The organism is Fictibacillus arsenicus (assembly GCF_001999465.1).
Classification (GTDB): domain Bacteria; phylum Bacillota; class Bacilli; order Bacillales; family Fictibacillaceae; genus Fictibacillus; species Fictibacillus arsenicus.
Genome location: NZ_MQMF01000003.1, coordinates 98,706 through 113,715, shown reverse-complemented (window position 1 = coordinate 113,715; position 15,010 = coordinate 98,706). Strand labels below are relative to the sequence as shown.

Here is a 15,010-nt window from a genome sequence, read left to right as displayed (position 1 = left end):
CCTTTTCTAACTGCTATAAACAGGCAGCATCGATTCTACAAACTGCTTAAATTCTCTAATCGCTTCTTCTCTGTTATTAATAAGTTCATTCTCCAAAGATTCAATCTTCTGAACAATAGCGCTTCCTATGATAAATCCATCACTTGTTCCTTCAAATTGTTCGATTTGATTTCTTTTTGACAATCCAAATCCTACTAAGACAGGAACAGCTGCATTTTCTTTAGCAGCTCTTAAGAAATCGTTCAATCCATCACGGAAGTCACTTCTAACTCCAGTCACCCCAAGTGAAGAAATGCAATAAAGAAAACCTTCTGCTTCTTTTGATAGTTTATTAAGCTTTTCTTTATGTGTAGTTGGAGCTACTAATGAGATTAAAGCGAGGTGATAAACTGAGCACATTTCTTTTAAGTAAGAGCTTTCTTCATAAGGAAGATCCGGGACCAAGAGACCATCAACGCCATTTTCTTCTGCAAGTGACATGAAGCGATTTTCTCCTAATTGTAACAAAAGATTATAATAAGTAAAGATGATTACGGGAATCTTTAAGCCTCTTTCCCTCAGCTTTGAAACAAGTTTAATCGTTTTCTCAAGGTTCATTTGCTGCTTTAATCCCCTCATGCCTGCCCGTTGGATAACCGGTCCGTCAGCTAGAGGATCCGAATAGGGCACACCAAGTTCCAGGGCAGCTGCACCGCAATCTTCTAATGCTAAAGAAAGTTCTATTGTAGCCTCTTCACACGGGTCTCCTGCCATAATATAAGGAACAAATCGATAATCAGCCGAATTATGAAAAGCTCTCCATCTCTTATTCATGCTGATTCCCTCCTTCGGCTTTTTCCATAAGTGTATGAACATCCTTATCTCCTCTGCCCGATAGACAGACGACCACTGCTTCATCTTTGCTCATATTCTTTGCAAGTTTAAGGCTATACGCCACCGCATGGGCACTCTCTAGCGCACATAGGATACCTTCGTTCAAGCATAGAGACTGTAATGCTTCTAAGGACTCCTGATCGGTTACAGCTTCATATTTTACTCTTCCGGTTTCATGAAGATAAGCATGTTCGGGTCCGATTCCAGGGTAGTCCAATCCTGCAGAAATCGAATAAGGCTCTGTAATCTGACCTTCTTCCGTTTGCAGAAGTTTTGTCAGGGATCCATGTATCACGCCGTTTGTACCCTTTGATAGGGTAGCTGCATGCTCATTCGTTTCAACTCCTTTGCCTGCAGCTTCTACACCGTAAAGCGGAACATCTTTTTCGATGAACGGAGCAAACATGCCGATCGCATTGCTTCCGCCGCCAACACACGCAACAACAGCGTCTGGTAATCCCCCTTCATTTTCCCGGATAAACTGATCTTTCGTTTCAAAACCGATTACCTGCTGAAAATTCTTCACCATTTTAGGATAAGGATGGGGGCCGACAGCTGAACCGATAAGATAAAACGTATCTTCAACAGATGCCACCCATTCTCTTATTGCTTCATTCGTAGCGTCTTTTAGCGTTTGACTTCCGCTCGTTACCTCGATTACCTCTGCCCCCAGAAGTTTCATACGAAAAACATTCAACGCTTGTCTTCTTATATCCTCTTTGCCCATATAGACTTTGCATGAAAGGCCATATTTCGCGGCTACGGTCGCTGCTGCAACTCCATGCTGTCCTGCTCCAGTTTCAGCAATAATTTTTTTCTTGCCCATCCTTACAGCTAAGAGTGCCTGTCCGATCGCATTATTTATTTTATGAGCCCCTGTGTGATTAAGATCCTCACGCTTCAAATAGATCTTGGCACCTCCATTAACCTCACTTAATCGTTCAGCTAAGGTTAGAGGCGTTGGTCTTCCTGAATACACCGCAAGTTCATTTTGAAACTGCTTCTGAAACTCCTTGTCGTTTATAGCTTCTTCAAATGATTTTTCAAGTTCTTCAAGGGCAAACATGATTGTTTCAGGCACATATTTTCCGCCAAAATCACCATATCTTCCTCGATGATCAGGTACGATCGCTGTTGGCATGTAAAATCATCCTTTCTAGTTTTTTTATCCGATCACTGCTTTTTTTTCCTTCGTATTCTATGCCACCGCTAAGGTCCACTCCGTATGGATCATAATCAAGCAAAGTATTTATGTTTTCCGGATTGATTCCACCCGCTATGAAACATGGAACATTTTCTTTTTTTGCTTCTTTTAAAATTGCCGGCACCTGATTCCAAGAAAACGAAATTCCAGTACCGCCAAATTGCCCTTTCGATTCAGAGTCAACCACAATTGCATCTGCGTATTTTGCATATACTGAAATCTGTTCAGAGATTGTATCATTATAAGGAATTGCTTTAAAGATTAGCTTTTTTGTAAGTTTCTTCAGATTGATAATGGTACTAACCGATTCATTTCCGTGACATTGAATAATATCGAGGGGAACTTTCTCTGCCGCAGAAACCATCTCTTCTATTGAACTGTTCTGAAATACACCTGCTATCAGTTTTCGTTTCTCGTGAGAACCAACCCATGACGAGACTTCCTCAATCGTTACCTTTCTTTTGCTATCAGCAAAAATAAAACCGATAATATCAGCTCTGGATGTAGAAAGAAGCAGGTAGTCATCCTCTGTCTGGCAGCCGCAATATTTAACGTACATACCCATAAAGCTCCGATAATTTCTTTTCGATAGAATCAGCACGCATAAGTGATTCCCCTATCAGCATTCCGTTCACACCATGCTCTAAGAGACTTTTCACATCAGCACCCGATTTAATTCCGCTTTCACTAATCACTATGGTTTCTTTTTTTATGAAAGGAAGCAGCGAAAAAGTATGATTGATGCTCGTTGTAAAGTTTTTTAAGTCACGGTTGTTTATTCCGATCATAGAAGGATTACAAACTTCATAGACTTGATCGATTTCCTTTTTCGAGTGGACTTCTACTAAGCACTCAAGACCGCATTCCTCAGCAAATTTATAAAGTGATTTAAACTTTTCTTTCGTTAAACAAGCTGCAATCAGCAATATTGCATCTGCTCCATGTTCAACACTCTCAACAATTTGCCTTTCATCGATTATAAAATCTTTTCTCAGCAACGGAATGGAAACGTGCTTTCGAATTTCTTTTAAATATTTTAGGCTTCCTTGAAAGAATTCAGTATCTGTTAAAACCGATAAGCAAGCTGCTCCAGCTTCTTCATATTCTTTAGCAATACTTACAGGATCAAAATTTTCCTTAATAATACCTTTAGATGGAGATGCTTTCTTCACTTCTGCAATCAATGCTGGCTTATTTTCAGATTTAAGCAGATTCAAGGCAAATGGACGATGGTCTTTTTCAGTAAAATCTATATTTCTTGATCTTGTGATCGGAGGAAGAACATCAATCTCTTTTTCTTTTTGCTGGATGATTTTAGTTAACAAGAGCTTTCTCCTCCTCTTTATTAATCGATAAGAGATGTTTATATGCTGTGCCCGAGCTCAGGCAGTTCTCTATCACTTCTACACCTTCTTTGATCCTGTGAACACGGTTTGAGGCAAATAATGCTGCTGCAGCATTTAGTATGACGATATTTCTTGCTGATTCATTTCCTTGGCCTTTTAATATAGAAATAATTAATTCTGCACTTTCTTTTTTATCATTTACAGTAATATCTTTTAATGAGCCTCTTTTCAGTCCTGCTTCTTCAGGTGTAAATGTAAACTCAGTAATTTCTCCGTTTTCAACTAAAAACATTTTTGTTTCGCCTGTAATCGAACATTCATCCAGCCCATCTTTTCCTGTAACTAAAAGTGCTTTCTTAATACCGAGTTTTTTAATAGCTTCTGCCATCGCTGCAGCGGCATTTTCATCACTTACACCAATCAGCTGATAAGCTGGGGACATCGGGTTTACTAACGGACCGATTATATTAAAAATAGTCCTAAAAGATAGCTGCCGTCTTAAGTGTGCGACTTTTTTCAAAGATGGATGAAAATAAGGTGCATGCAAAAATGCAATGTCATAATTATCTAACTGGGAATTTGCTTCGTAACTGTTTGTAGCCACATTAATGCCGAGAGCTTCTAATACGTCAGAACTGCCGCTTTTAGATGTGACTGCTTTATTGCCATGCTTTGCTACTTTAATGCCAAGAGAGGACAAGATGATGCTTACCGCGGTAGAAATATTAAAGGTGGATGCTCCATCACCGCCCGTACCGCAAGTATCCATTATTTCTTCGGTGGACTTTCTGCTGACCTGTTTTGAAAGTTTTCTTATCGCCTTTACAAAACCTGTGATTTCTTCAGCAGTCTCACCTCGATAGCTCATTATACTAAGAATAGAAATGGCTTCAGCGTCAGTTACACTCCCATTAACGAGACTTTCCATAAAATAAAAAGCTTCATTCTCTGTCATCGTTTCATTTTTTACTAATTTTTTATTGAGTGATTGAATCATAAGAACGCCCCTTTAAACGTATTGTTTTATTCTGCACTGTGAAAAAACAATCGTTCAAGGCGGGTTATGAAAGGAAAAAAACATAAAGTACACCTCCGCAGATTACGGAGAGTGAGGGGTAAATAAGAGGACGATTCTTCTATGGACCATGTACTCCTTAATAAAAAAGGATACAAAAAAGCCATGCAGAAATAACCCGCATGGCATATGTACATTTCCATTCTCGGCTCTGCTCCACTCAAACTCTCTCAACTTGTCTCAACTAAGCTCTAAATACTCTAAACTATTGCTCTAAACTTATCAGTTACATTAAACCATTCATATTAATCTGTCAACCATTAGAAAGTAAAATCCATATAATAAATTTTATTATTTTTTTCTGTAAAAGAATGGTTCTTCTGATTCTAATGCGTACAAACCAGGATTAAAGATCTGTTCTGTGCTTCCAACAAATAATACTCCTCCTGGACGCAGTGCTTTACTGAATTTTTCATATAAAACCGTTTTTGCCTCTTCTGTAAAATAAATCATTACATTCCGGCAAACGATTAAATCAAAATCATTTCCGAATGGATCGGAAAGAAGGTTCTGCTTTCTAAATGTTACATGTTTTTTTATATCATCACTTACTTTTAGACCTAATTCCTGCTTTGAAAAATATCGCTTCTTTTTCACAACAGGGACATCTTGAACTGCTTTTTCAAAATAAAAACCGTTTTTAGCGTGTTCAATAACTTGTTCATCTAAATCTGTCGCCAAAACAGAAAAGTTGGTGATCCCTTTAAATTCTGATAGCATTATCGAAAGCGTATATGGCTCTTCCCCTGTCGAACATGCTGCACTCCATACTTTTATAGAGGAACGTTCAGTTAAGAGTCTTGGTAAGATCTTTTGTTCAAGCACTTCCCATCGAGAAGGATTTCGATAGAACTCAGAAACATTAATCGTCATTCTATCTAAAAATTCATCCAGCATATTCCTGTCATTTGATAATGCTTGATAATAGTCAGAGAAGGAACCGAAAGCTCTTTTTTCTCTTAACGCGATAAGCCGCCGTTTCATTTGAGCTTCTTTATATTTTGAAAGATCAATTCCCGTTTTTAGCAAAATATTCTTTTTAAATCCTTCATAGTCCAAATCCATAAATTTCTCTCCCGTTAGTCATATGCTGCTTTGTTCATGATTCATATCCCTTATATCGGCGGACTTTAAACTTTTTTCATAAAAGGACATTTCTAAAAGATTGCTGCCTAAGATTATTTTTCATTCACTTCATTAATAAGTAAATTGAATTGAAAGGTGCGTGCCTTATACATGAAAAGCTTCTCGCTAGGCATGCGACGAGGAAGCTCACTTCGGTAGCATTTACTCTGTAGACGCAGGAACAAGAATCTTCTCTGAAACGACAGCGAGTACCTGAAGAAGAAAGCAACGACTTCTAATAACTACTGGGGTTTGTGACAAAAGTCTAATAAATAAAAAACCGGCACAACGGCCGGCTAAAACGCTTTCATTTTTAAAAAAATTAGATCCAAACAGAAACAGCTTTATCGTAAGAAACTAGTTCTTCTTCTTTAAAGAATAAACCGATTTCGCGCTCTGCACTTTCAGCAGAATCTGAACCATGGATGATATTGTTGCTTACTTGTACAGCATAGTCACCGCGGATTGAACCAGGAGCTGCTTCAGCAGGGTTCGTTTTGCCCATCATGTTGCGAGCAGTTAAGATAACGTCTTTACCTTCCCAAACCATTGCAAATACAGGTCCAGAAGTAATAAAGTCTACAAGCTCTCCGAAGAACGGACGCTCTTTGTGCTCACCGTAATGTTCTTTAGCAAGATCCTCAGAAATGTTCATTAATTTCGCACCAACTAATTGAAAACCTTTCTTTTCAAAACGGGATACGATTTCTCCGATTAACGCACGTTGAACGCCATCTGGTTTAACCATTAAAAACGTTTTTTCCATGTATTCCCTCTCCTATCATCTATGTATAGTATATGCGGGACAAGTTCCCCAGAGAAATCGTACCAAAAATTTTAAAAATTAGCAATGGTTCAAAATTTCCGGCCAGCAATATAATCCGCTACTTTCAGCAAGCTGTCCCTTGCATCCGTTTCAGGTAATGATCGTGCAGCATTTTTAGCACGATTCAGGTACTTTTCGGAGATTTGAGATGCATACTCAATCCCGCCAAGGGTTTTAATATCTTTTAATAGCTCTCTAAGCAGTTCAGAATTTTCATTTTGATAGTAGAGGTTCAGCTTCTCTTTCACTTCAGGATAATTGCGGATCGTGAATAGCGCCGGAAGTGTAATGTTCCCTTGCTTCAAATCACTTCCTGCAGGTTTTCCAAGCTGCTTTTCTGATGATGTAAAATCTAAGATATCATCCGTAATCTGAAAAGCCATGCCGACACAATAGCCAAACTCATAAAGCAGCTTCTGAAGGGAAACATCCGCTTTTGATGTGATCGCTCCTAATTGACAGCTTAAAGCAATCAGCAAAGCGGTCTTACGCTTGATCCGCTTAAAATACTTTCTTATGTTCTGATCAGTATCAAATTGTTCGTTTATCTGTTCGATCTCGCCGAGGCACATCTCTTTCATTCCTTGCGCCAGAATCTGATGTGCACGCGGAATTTCAATATCTGTCATTAACTTTAGAGCAGAAGCAAAAATATAATCACCCGTGTACATGGCGATCTTATTGTCATACTTTGCCTTAACAGTCTCTCTTCCTCTTCTCATGTCAGCATCATCTACGACATCATCATGGACAAGCGAGGCCATGTGGATTAATTCTAACGCTGCTGCAGGCTTTTTAACTTGGTGGATGTTATATGTACCAAACTGAGCAGAAAGCAGAACAAATACAGGGCGGATTCTTTTTCCCCCTGCTTTTAATAACTCCATGCCTGCTGTATGAATCATAGGCTGGTCAGAACTAACCGACACTGCGAGTTGATCTTCTATTTGCTGTAAATCTTTCTTTAAAAATGAGTATAAGTCTTTTAACTTCACTTTTATTTCACCCTATCGCCTGTTACTTATACGAAAACTTTAAGATAGAGGGTATTGTCTGCAACAATCCACACTCTTTAGCAAGCTGAAAATAAACACTAAGTCCTTTTTCATGTTCGCCATTAAATCCGTAATTTAACCCGTTAAAATATGATTCCCAAAATGCAGAAGTGCCGCCATGCTCAATGACTGAACGTTCAACAACAGGTGCAAAATTTTCTCGCAGACAGCGTTCTTTGCTTTCTGTCATACTTTGACCAACATAAGAGAGCAATTCTCTCTTTTCTGTTTCCATTTCTTTACGATAGGCCATCACAGCAAAAACCATCGGAAGTCCTGTCTCTTTATACCAGATTTCTCCTAAGTCATACACATGATAGCTTCTGTTCTTTCTTTTGGCTGAAATTGCATCATCACCAATCAGGAGACATGCATCATACAGCTCTATCATTTTTTCGAAATTCGGTGTTTCTACTTCGAAAGAAGGCTCAATTCTGTAAAATTGCTGCATGATGATCTTCAACAAGGCAACAGACGTTTCAGAACTGGACGTTAAAGCGATCTTTTTTCCGCCCAACTCTTCTAACCGGTATTTCGAAAACAAAAAAATAGAATTTACTTTTCCGAAAGCTGAAACCGATAAGTCTGGGATAAGACTATAACGGTCTGCATTTTTTCCAAAAGAAAAAGAGGAGATCCCTCCTATGTCTAACTTTTTTTCTTCCATAAGCCGGTTAATTCTAGAAGGAACAGCATCTGTTATTGATACACCGTTCTCCTTTAATCGTTCTCTGTCTAAATAAAAGTATAGGGGTATGATGTTTGTATAGCTTATTTCCCCAATGTTCATAGTCTATCAGTCTCCCCAGCGTGTAAACAATTCATGATGAACACCTAAGTTATCCAAGACTTTTCCTACGAGGAAATTTACTAAATCGTCGATCGACTTAGGCAGATGATAAAAGCCAGGCATTGCGGGTACGATCTTACCCCCAGCGTCAGTAACTTTGATCATATTTTCCAGGTGGATCTTATGAAGAGGTGTTTCTCTTGGAACTAAGATGAGTTTTCTGCTTTCCTTCAGCATAACATCTGCCGTACGCTCCAGCAGATTTCCAGAGGCTCCATGCGCGATACCAGACAAAGTACCCATCGAACAAGGTATGATAACCATTCCGTCATTCTGATAAGAACCACTCGCGATAGGTGCATTAAAATCGCGGAGTGTATGGTAATGGAAACGTTCACTGCCAAATGAAGCAAAGTGTTCTTCCAGACAAGCTTCCCGGTCCTCTGTATTCCAAAGAAGCTCTTCTCTAAATACTTGCCATCCTGCTTCAGTCACAACAAGATGCACTTTGTGTCCGCTCTTCAGAATTTCCTGTACAAGTCTAATACCATATACAGCGCCGCTTGCCCCGGTAATCCCTATTGTAAAAGTTTTCATAATAAAAGGTCCCCTATTGAAAAAATAAACATAACTACACTTAAAACACCGTTCATCGTAAAGAAAGCAACATCTAGCTTTGATAGATCATGTGGCTTTACCAATGAATGTTCATATATCATAATAGCGCCTGAAATAAAGACGCCGAGATAATAAATCCACCCCATACCTGATACTGCACCAAGTGTAATGAAAGCTATGAAACTAGCAGCATGAAGCCATCTGGCAGTTATCAGTCCTTTTGCAATGCCAAATGCAGACGGAATAGAATATAAACCATGTGACTTGTCATATTCCGCATCTTGGGTTGCATAAATCACATCAAAACCTGCCGTCCAAAAAAGCACGCCGAAGAATAATAGAAACGCTTCCTGACTTAATGTACCAGTTGCACCAACCCATCCGCCGAGCGGTGCGAGTGCAATTGTAATCCCCAGGACAATGTGGCACAGGTAAGTAAAACGCTTCGTATAAGAATAAATTACAAGAAAAAAGACAGCCAGCGGAAGCAGTTTTACAGAAAGTATATTAAGCTGGTACGCACTAACAAACAATAACGCTAGAGACACTGCTATAAATAAGTATACTTCACCTATTTTTAAGAGTTTTGCTGGAATTGCGCGTGTCTTTGTTCTCGGATTTGCTCCATCAATCTCTGAATCTATCGCCCGGTTTAGGGCCATTGCAGAACTTCTTGCACCTACCATTGCTAACGTAATCCATACCCATTCGAACAATGATGGCATGGTTCCTTCTTCAACAATGTTCCCCATTATTGCACCTAAATAGGCAAAAGGCAGAGCAAAAATGGTATGTTCAAACTTAATCATTTCTAAAATAATCTTAAATTTTTTCCACACACTTCAACGCTCTCTTCTATTGCGGTTTTTTGCCTGTATGCATAGCAGCTGCACCTAATGCATATGATTTTACTTCTACTTCGGTCAAACCTGATTTTTGAAAAAGATCTTTCAGTTCTTCCTTAGTCAAAAAAGCTTCAGTTGACTCTTGCAGCCAAGAGTATTCTTGATAGCTTTTTGCGAAAAGTTTACCAAAGACAGGCATGATATACGTAAAATAAAATTTGAAAACCTGTTTGAAAATTGGAACTGTCGGATGTGACGTTTCCAGACAAACTACTCTTCCTCCAGGCTTCACTACTCTTGCCATTTCTTTTAGCGCCTGAAAATAGTCAGGTACGTTTCTGAGGCCAAAACCAATTGTTACAACATCAAAGGTGTTATCTCCAAAAGGCAGCTCCATTGCATTTCCATGTAAAAACGTTATGTTGGGAAAAGAGCGTTTCTTCAATTTTTCCTGTCCGACCTTCAACATGTTCTCGCTAAAGTCCAGTCCTGTCACATTACCTTTTTCACCTGCAGCTTCCGCAAGCGCAAATGTCCATTCTCCAGTTCCGCAGCAGACGTCCAAACAATTGTCGCCCGGTTTAACACTGATTCGTTTCATTGTGTCATTTCGCCATCTGTTATGCTGTTTGAAGCTGATAAGATCATTCATATAATCATATTGATCTGATATCTTTTCAAAAACAGAGTGAACCCGTTCTTCTTTACTCAACATCGGATTAACCCTCTCCTAACATTAAGTCATTTTCAATACATTTATAAATGCTGCAGTCTTCCCGCTGAAAGACGTGAGGCATATCTATCCTTTTTTCTCGCAAATCTGTTTCACACGAATTTAAAAATTCTAATTGATCTTCGTTCAGCGACATTCTCTTTTCTTTGCTCTGATAGAGGGATATGAGAAGATAGCGTTCTATAAACGGAATATATTTTTGCATACCAAATGATTCAGCAGCTTTTATATACAATAAGCTTTCAATTTGGCCTGTGGTTTTTATGTATTCCACATTGCTTTTTTCGATTTGATGATGCATATAAGATTTATGTTCATTTATTTTTTGGACCGCATTTGAGAGCTTTGATATCAAATTTAAATTTTCGCACCTGGATAATAACAGATAGTAGAGGCTGCTAAAATAGTCGCCGGATAAAACAACGAGCTGCCTTCTCTTTTTATGTGAAACGATGTCTTCATCGAGGATATCTTCATGCCGGTCAAGTGCAGACTGTATCAAAAGTATTGAACTGAAATATTCTGCTTTAACAGCTTCATCCAATTCAAGTTCACTAAGCAGACAGTATGCTATATACACTTTCGCTTCATCAAAAACTGGAGGTGTCAGAAACTTATTGACATAACTATGCTGCATCAATAAAAGTGTATGCTCTTTTAAACGTTGGATTTTTTCCCTGTTGTTCATCATATACCTCCAAAGATACAGTGAAATGCGCCTCATTATTATAACATAGTCGCCAATTATTTATGGATTCAATCGTTATTTCGGACATAAAGAAAACTAGGCTGACCGCCTAGCCTATCCACCAGCACGTATTTATCAACATTCCTGCCAACGGTAAGTTAATTTCACTTTTAAGCTATTCTTATGATTCTGTATCTACTTCACCGTGCTTAGTGTATATAACTGCTTTGCCTCTTACTTTTACAGCTGAAGTATGCTCGGTAAATTGCGCGATCATCACTTCACCTTTGTCCAATTTTTCTGAGTGGTGAAATCTTGTTTCTGTTCCCCGGGTTAATCCAATTACATTTACACCATTTTCTTTTGCTTTTATAACAAAAAAGTCAAATTCTGATTTCATTATTGGAAACCCTCCTTAGTTTTTAATCAGACTTAATACTTCTGCCCTAGCTGCAGCATCTTTCTCAAAAACACCTCTAACTGCAGAAGTAACTGTCATGGAGCCAGGCTTTTTTACTCCGCGCATCGTCATACACATATGCTCTGCTTCGATAACAACAATTACACCATGCGGTTCAAGTGTTTCAAGCAGGCTGTTTGCAATCGTCGAAGTAATTCTTTCTTGCAGCTGCGGTCTTTTTGTTACAGCTTCCACTGCTCTGGCTAGTTTGCTCAGTCCTGTAACTTTACCGCCTTTTGGTATGTAGCCTATGTGAGCCTTGCCAAAGAAAGGTACAAGGTGATGTTCACACATTGAATAAAAAGGTATATCTTTCACGAGTACTAATTCTTCGTGATCTTCTCCAAAAATAGTTGCAAAGTGCTCTTTTGGATCTTGATTCAATCCTTGAAAGACTTCTTCATACATTTTTGCTACTCGTTTCGGAGTATCTATTAAACCCTCTCTTTCAGGGTCTTCTCCAATAGCTTCAAGTATCATTTTTACTGCGGTTTCAATTTTCTCACGTTGAACTTCTGCCACGCTCTTTGTCCTCCAATTCCAATAACACAATAGCAAAATTTTAGCATACTGCTGAAAGAATAGCAAAAGGAGAAACCCCTTACAGTAAGAGTGGAAGATGAAGAGATTAGCAGTTAGATGTAGTATGATATAAAATGTATAAAAGAGAAATTTCAAATATTAAAATGATTGTTGCTGCTAATAGTAACTCAAGAGACCCAAGCTGAACTCATCATGACATAAAAAAGGCTCTTTTCTAAAAGATTGTTGCTGTTTGGGTATTTTCTTTTTTTCTACCTGTGCAAGTTGATTGAAGCGTAAGGTGCGAGACTCCTATGGGACGAGCGGTCAGGTGGAGTCTCCTAGTGGCGCAAAGCGGCAGGAGGCTCACCGTACGCCCCATGGAAAGCGAGCAACCTGAAGCGGAAATTAACTACTATCGAGAGCAACAATGTATACGAAAACATCGTAAAAAAAAGACCGTGAACGAATCACGGTCTTTTTGCCCTATGTATTGATTATTTTACAGCGTCCTTAAGGGCTTTCCCTGGTTTGAAAGCAGGAACTTTGCTTGCAGAGATTTCGATTTCTTGTCCAGTTTGCGGGTTGCGGCCTTTACGAGCTGCACGCTCACGAACTTCAAAGTTACCAAAACCGATAAGCTGCACCTTGCTTCCGCTTTGAAGAGTGCCAGTGATCGCTTCGAAAACAGCGTCAACTGCTTTAGATGCATCTTTCTTAGAAAGCTGAGCTTGCTCAGATACTGCGTTGATAAGATCAGTCTTGTTCATTCCATTCACCTCCTCTCAAGGAATTCTCTACAGGTATATCGGTAGTGAAATATTTTTTTAAAGTATTAATTTCATATGTAATATACAGGATTTTACTTATTTTATCTGTAACAAGCCTTATATTATACGATTCGTTTAAAGAATTCAATCTTTTTTCGACGTTTTTAGCGTTTCAACCCTTAAATTTCCTTATTTTTTGACCTTTTTTTACAAAAAACGAGTTTTAGAGGTATAAAAGTCTGTCTTTCTTTCCGAATCTTTTTTCTATTTTCATATGAAATAGTCCGTAATGTTTAAGGTATAAAGTGTTACGCATGCAGCAAGTGAGACACGTAATGGCGCAATGTGCTAGGCAGCTCACCGCATGCCTTGCGGAAAGCGAACACCTGGAGCGGAGAACAAATGCTTTTAAATAAAAAAAAGACTCCTGGTTATAGGAGTCTCAAAGTTATAAAATAATAGCAATTAAACCGCCTGATCCCTCATTAATAATACGTTCAAGCGTCTCTTTTAATTTATATCTTGCATTTTCCGGCATTAATGAAATCTTTCCTTGTATTCCTTCTCTTACGATAGAGTTTAAGGAGCGTCCAAAGATATCAGAATTCCAGATTGATAGCGGATCTTCTTCAAAATCCTGCATTAAATATCTTAGCATTTCTTCACTTTGTTTTTCTGTTCCGATGATTGGTGCGAATTCAGATTCCACATCAACTTTGATCATATGAATCGAAGGTGCGATAGCCTTAAGTCTAACCCCGAATCTTGAGCCCTGTCTAATTATTTCCGGCTCATCCAAGCTCATATCGGTGATAGCAGGAGCAGCAATTCCATATCCTGTTTGCTTCACCATTCTTAGCGCATCCGCCACTTGATCATACTCTGTCTTTGCATATGCAAATTCCTGCATAAGTTGAAGAAGATGATCTTTCCCTCGAATTTCGACCCCAACAACCTCTTTTAAGATCTGATCGTACAAGTAATCCGGTGCAAAAAGATCGATTTCTGCAATCCCTTGCCCCATCTCAATCCCAGCGAGTCTTGCATCATCAATAAAGTCATAGTTTGCGAAGAATCCTACCACTTTATCAACATCGCGCAGACGCTTAATATCTTGAACGGTTTCTCTTACTGCTTCTTCATAGCTTTCACGCAGCCAATGATTCTCTCTTAGCACCATAACCCAGCTTGGAAGATTTACATTTACTTCTAATACAGGGAACTCGTATAAAGCTTCACGAAGGACATTGTTAATATCGTGTTCCGTCATCCCCTCAACACTCATAGCAAGTACAGGAATGTCATATTTCTCACATAGTTCATTACGCAGCTGCTGTGTATCCGGATGATGCGGATGAGTTGAATTGATCAGCATAATGAACGGTTTCCCTACCTCTTTTAACTCATTTACAACACGTTCTTCTGAATCTACATAATCATATCTCGGAATTTCTCCGATAGAGCCATCCGTAGTCACGACAACTCCAAGTGTAGAATGTTCCTGGATAACTTTCCTTGTTCCTATCTCGGCCGCTTCATGAAACGGAATCGGCTCGTCATACCAAGGTGTATGAATCATTCTAGGGCCGTTTTCATCCTCGTACCCTTTTGCACTCGGAACAGCGTATCCAACACTGTCTACGAGACGGATATTTACATCAAGACCTTCCCCAACATTAATCTTTACCGCATTGTTTGGAACAAATTTGGGTTCAGTGGTCATAATGGTGCGTCCAGCTGCACTTTGCGGCAATTCATCTTGAGCTCGCTGACGTTCTGCTTCATTTTCAATGTTAGGCAGGACTACTAGCTCCATAAATTTCTTAATGAATGTAGACTTACCCGTTCTTACTGCTCCTACTACTCCTAAGTAGATATCTCCGCCCGTCCTTTCGGCGATATCTTTAAAAATATCGATTTTTTCCATTCGTTTCCCTCCCGATCCAAATAAAGTTCCGGATGCTAGTCTTGGACAATACATCGTATGATTTTGTCCTATTGATTATGACAAAGGAACGGAAATTTTTATTGGAACCTCTTTTTCTCTGTTGTATAGTTCCATTAAAACGGGAGGGCGCAC

The 15,010-nt window shown here is 39.0% G+C and carries 17 protein-coding genes; all 17 read right to left on the bottom strand.

All coding sequences use genetic code 11. The annotated features are described in order from the left end of the window. Positions 1-6: 6 nt before the first annotated feature. On the bottom strand, positions 7-813 hold the full coding sequence (trpA, locus tag UN64_RS14575) for a tryptophan synthase subunit alpha (protein ID WP_077364045.1): 807 nt from the start codon (positions 811-813) through the stop codon (positions 7-9). Beyond that, positions 806-2,014 (bottom strand): tryptophan synthase subunit beta, encoded by a 1,209-nt coding sequence (trpB, locus tag UN64_RS14570; protein ID WP_077364043.1) that lies wholly within the window; start codon positions 2,012-2,014, stop codon positions 806-808. Before trpB ends, trpA begins: the two co-directional genes overlap by 8 nt. Next, positions 1,992-2,636 (bottom strand): phosphoribosylanthranilate isomerase, encoded by a 645-nt coding sequence (locus tag UN64_RS14565; protein ID WP_171978930.1) that lies wholly within the window; start codon positions 2,634-2,636, stop codon positions 1,992-1,994. Before UN64_RS14565 ends, trpB begins: the two co-directional genes overlap by 23 nt. After that, positions 2,626-3,402 carry an indole-3-glycerol phosphate synthase TrpC gene (trpC, locus tag UN64_RS14560; protein WP_077364038.1) on the bottom strand — a complete coding sequence of 259 codons (777 nt, stop codon included), beginning with the start codon at positions 3,400-3,402 and terminating at the stop codon, positions 2,626-2,628. The genes UN64_RS14565 and trpC overlap by 11 nt, the downstream gene beginning before the upstream one ends. Then, complete coding sequence (gene trpD / locus UN64_RS14555) at positions 3,392-4,420, bottom strand: anthranilate phosphoribosyltransferase (protein ID WP_077364036.1); 1,029 nt, start codon at positions 4,418-4,420, stop codon at positions 3,392-3,394. Before trpD ends, trpC begins: the two co-directional genes overlap by 11 nt. 369 nt (positions 4,421-4,789) lie before the next feature. Beyond that, positions 4,790-5,563, bottom strand: a complete 774-nt coding sequence (locus tag UN64_RS14550) for a CheR family methyltransferase (protein WP_077364034.1) — start codon at positions 5,561-5,563, stop codon at positions 4,790-4,792. A 382-nt stretch (positions 5,564-5,945) separates the two neighbouring features. Next, the gene (ndk, locus tag UN64_RS14545) at positions 5,946-6,389 is read right to left on the bottom strand and encodes a nucleoside-diphosphate kinase (protein WP_066290459.1); all 444 of its coding nucleotides are present in this window, start codon (positions 6,387-6,389) and stop codon (positions 5,946-5,948) included. Positions 6,390-6,478: 89 nt separating this feature from the next. Beyond that, the gene (hepT, locus tag UN64_RS14540; protein ID WP_077364032.1) at positions 6,479-7,444 is read right to left on the bottom strand and encodes a heptaprenyl diphosphate synthase component II; all 966 of its coding nucleotides are present in this window, start codon (positions 7,442-7,444) and stop codon (positions 6,479-6,481) included. Between the two features lie 22 nt (positions 7,445-7,466). Next, positions 7,467-8,294 carry a menaquinone biosynthetic enzyme MqnA/MqnD family protein gene (locus tag UN64_RS14535; protein ID WP_077364030.1) on the bottom strand — a complete coding sequence of 276 codons (828 nt, stop codon included), beginning with the start codon at positions 8,292-8,294 and terminating at the stop codon, positions 7,467-7,469. Between the two features lie 6 nt (positions 8,295-8,300). Further along, a complete protein-coding gene (locus tag UN64_RS14530) occupies positions 8,301-8,891 on the bottom strand; it encodes a UbiX family flavin prenyltransferase (RefSeq protein WP_077364028.1) in 591 nt (196 codons plus the stop codon). Beyond that, a complete protein-coding gene (locus UN64_RS14525) occupies positions 8,888-9,751 on the bottom strand; it encodes a UbiA-like polyprenyltransferase (RefSeq protein ID WP_077364026.1) in 864 nt (287 codons plus the stop codon). Before UN64_RS14525 ends, UN64_RS14530 begins: the two co-directional genes overlap by 4 nt. 16 nt (positions 9,752-9,767) lie before the next feature. Continuing rightward, positions 9,768-10,472 carry a demethylmenaquinone methyltransferase gene (locus UN64_RS14520; RefSeq protein WP_077364024.1) on the bottom strand — a complete coding sequence of 235 codons (705 nt, stop codon included), beginning with the start codon at positions 10,470-10,472 and terminating at the stop codon, positions 9,768-9,770. 4 nt (positions 10,473-10,476) lie between these two features. Further along, a complete protein-coding gene (locus UN64_RS14515) occupies positions 10,477-11,178 on the bottom strand; it encodes a heptaprenyl diphosphate synthase component 1 (protein ID WP_171978929.1) in 702 nt (233 codons plus the stop codon). A gap of 181 nt (positions 11,179-11,359) precedes the next feature. Continuing rightward, positions 11,360-11,578 carry a trp RNA-binding attenuation protein MtrB gene (gene mtrB / locus UN64_RS14510; protein WP_066241872.1) on the bottom strand — a complete coding sequence of 73 codons (219 nt, stop codon included), beginning with the start codon at positions 11,576-11,578 and terminating at the stop codon, positions 11,360-11,362. Positions 11,579-11,593: 15 nt separating this feature from the next. Continuing rightward, entirely contained in the window at positions 11,594-12,160 is a 567-nt protein-coding gene (gene folE, locus UN64_RS14505; RefSeq protein ID WP_066290471.1) for a GTP cyclohydrolase I FolE, read from the bottom strand. 497 nt (positions 12,161-12,657) lie between these two features. Next, positions 12,658-12,930: an HU family DNA-binding protein gene (locus UN64_RS14500; RefSeq protein ID WP_066290474.1), complete on the bottom strand. Its 273-nt coding sequence runs from the start codon at positions 12,928-12,930 to the stop codon at positions 12,658-12,660. 448 nt (positions 12,931-13,378) lie between these two features. Further along, a complete protein-coding gene (spoIVA, locus tag UN64_RS14495; protein ID WP_077364020.1) occupies positions 13,379-14,857 on the bottom strand; it encodes a stage IV sporulation protein A in 1,479 nt (492 codons plus the stop codon). Positions 14,858-15,010 lie beyond the last annotated feature (153 nt).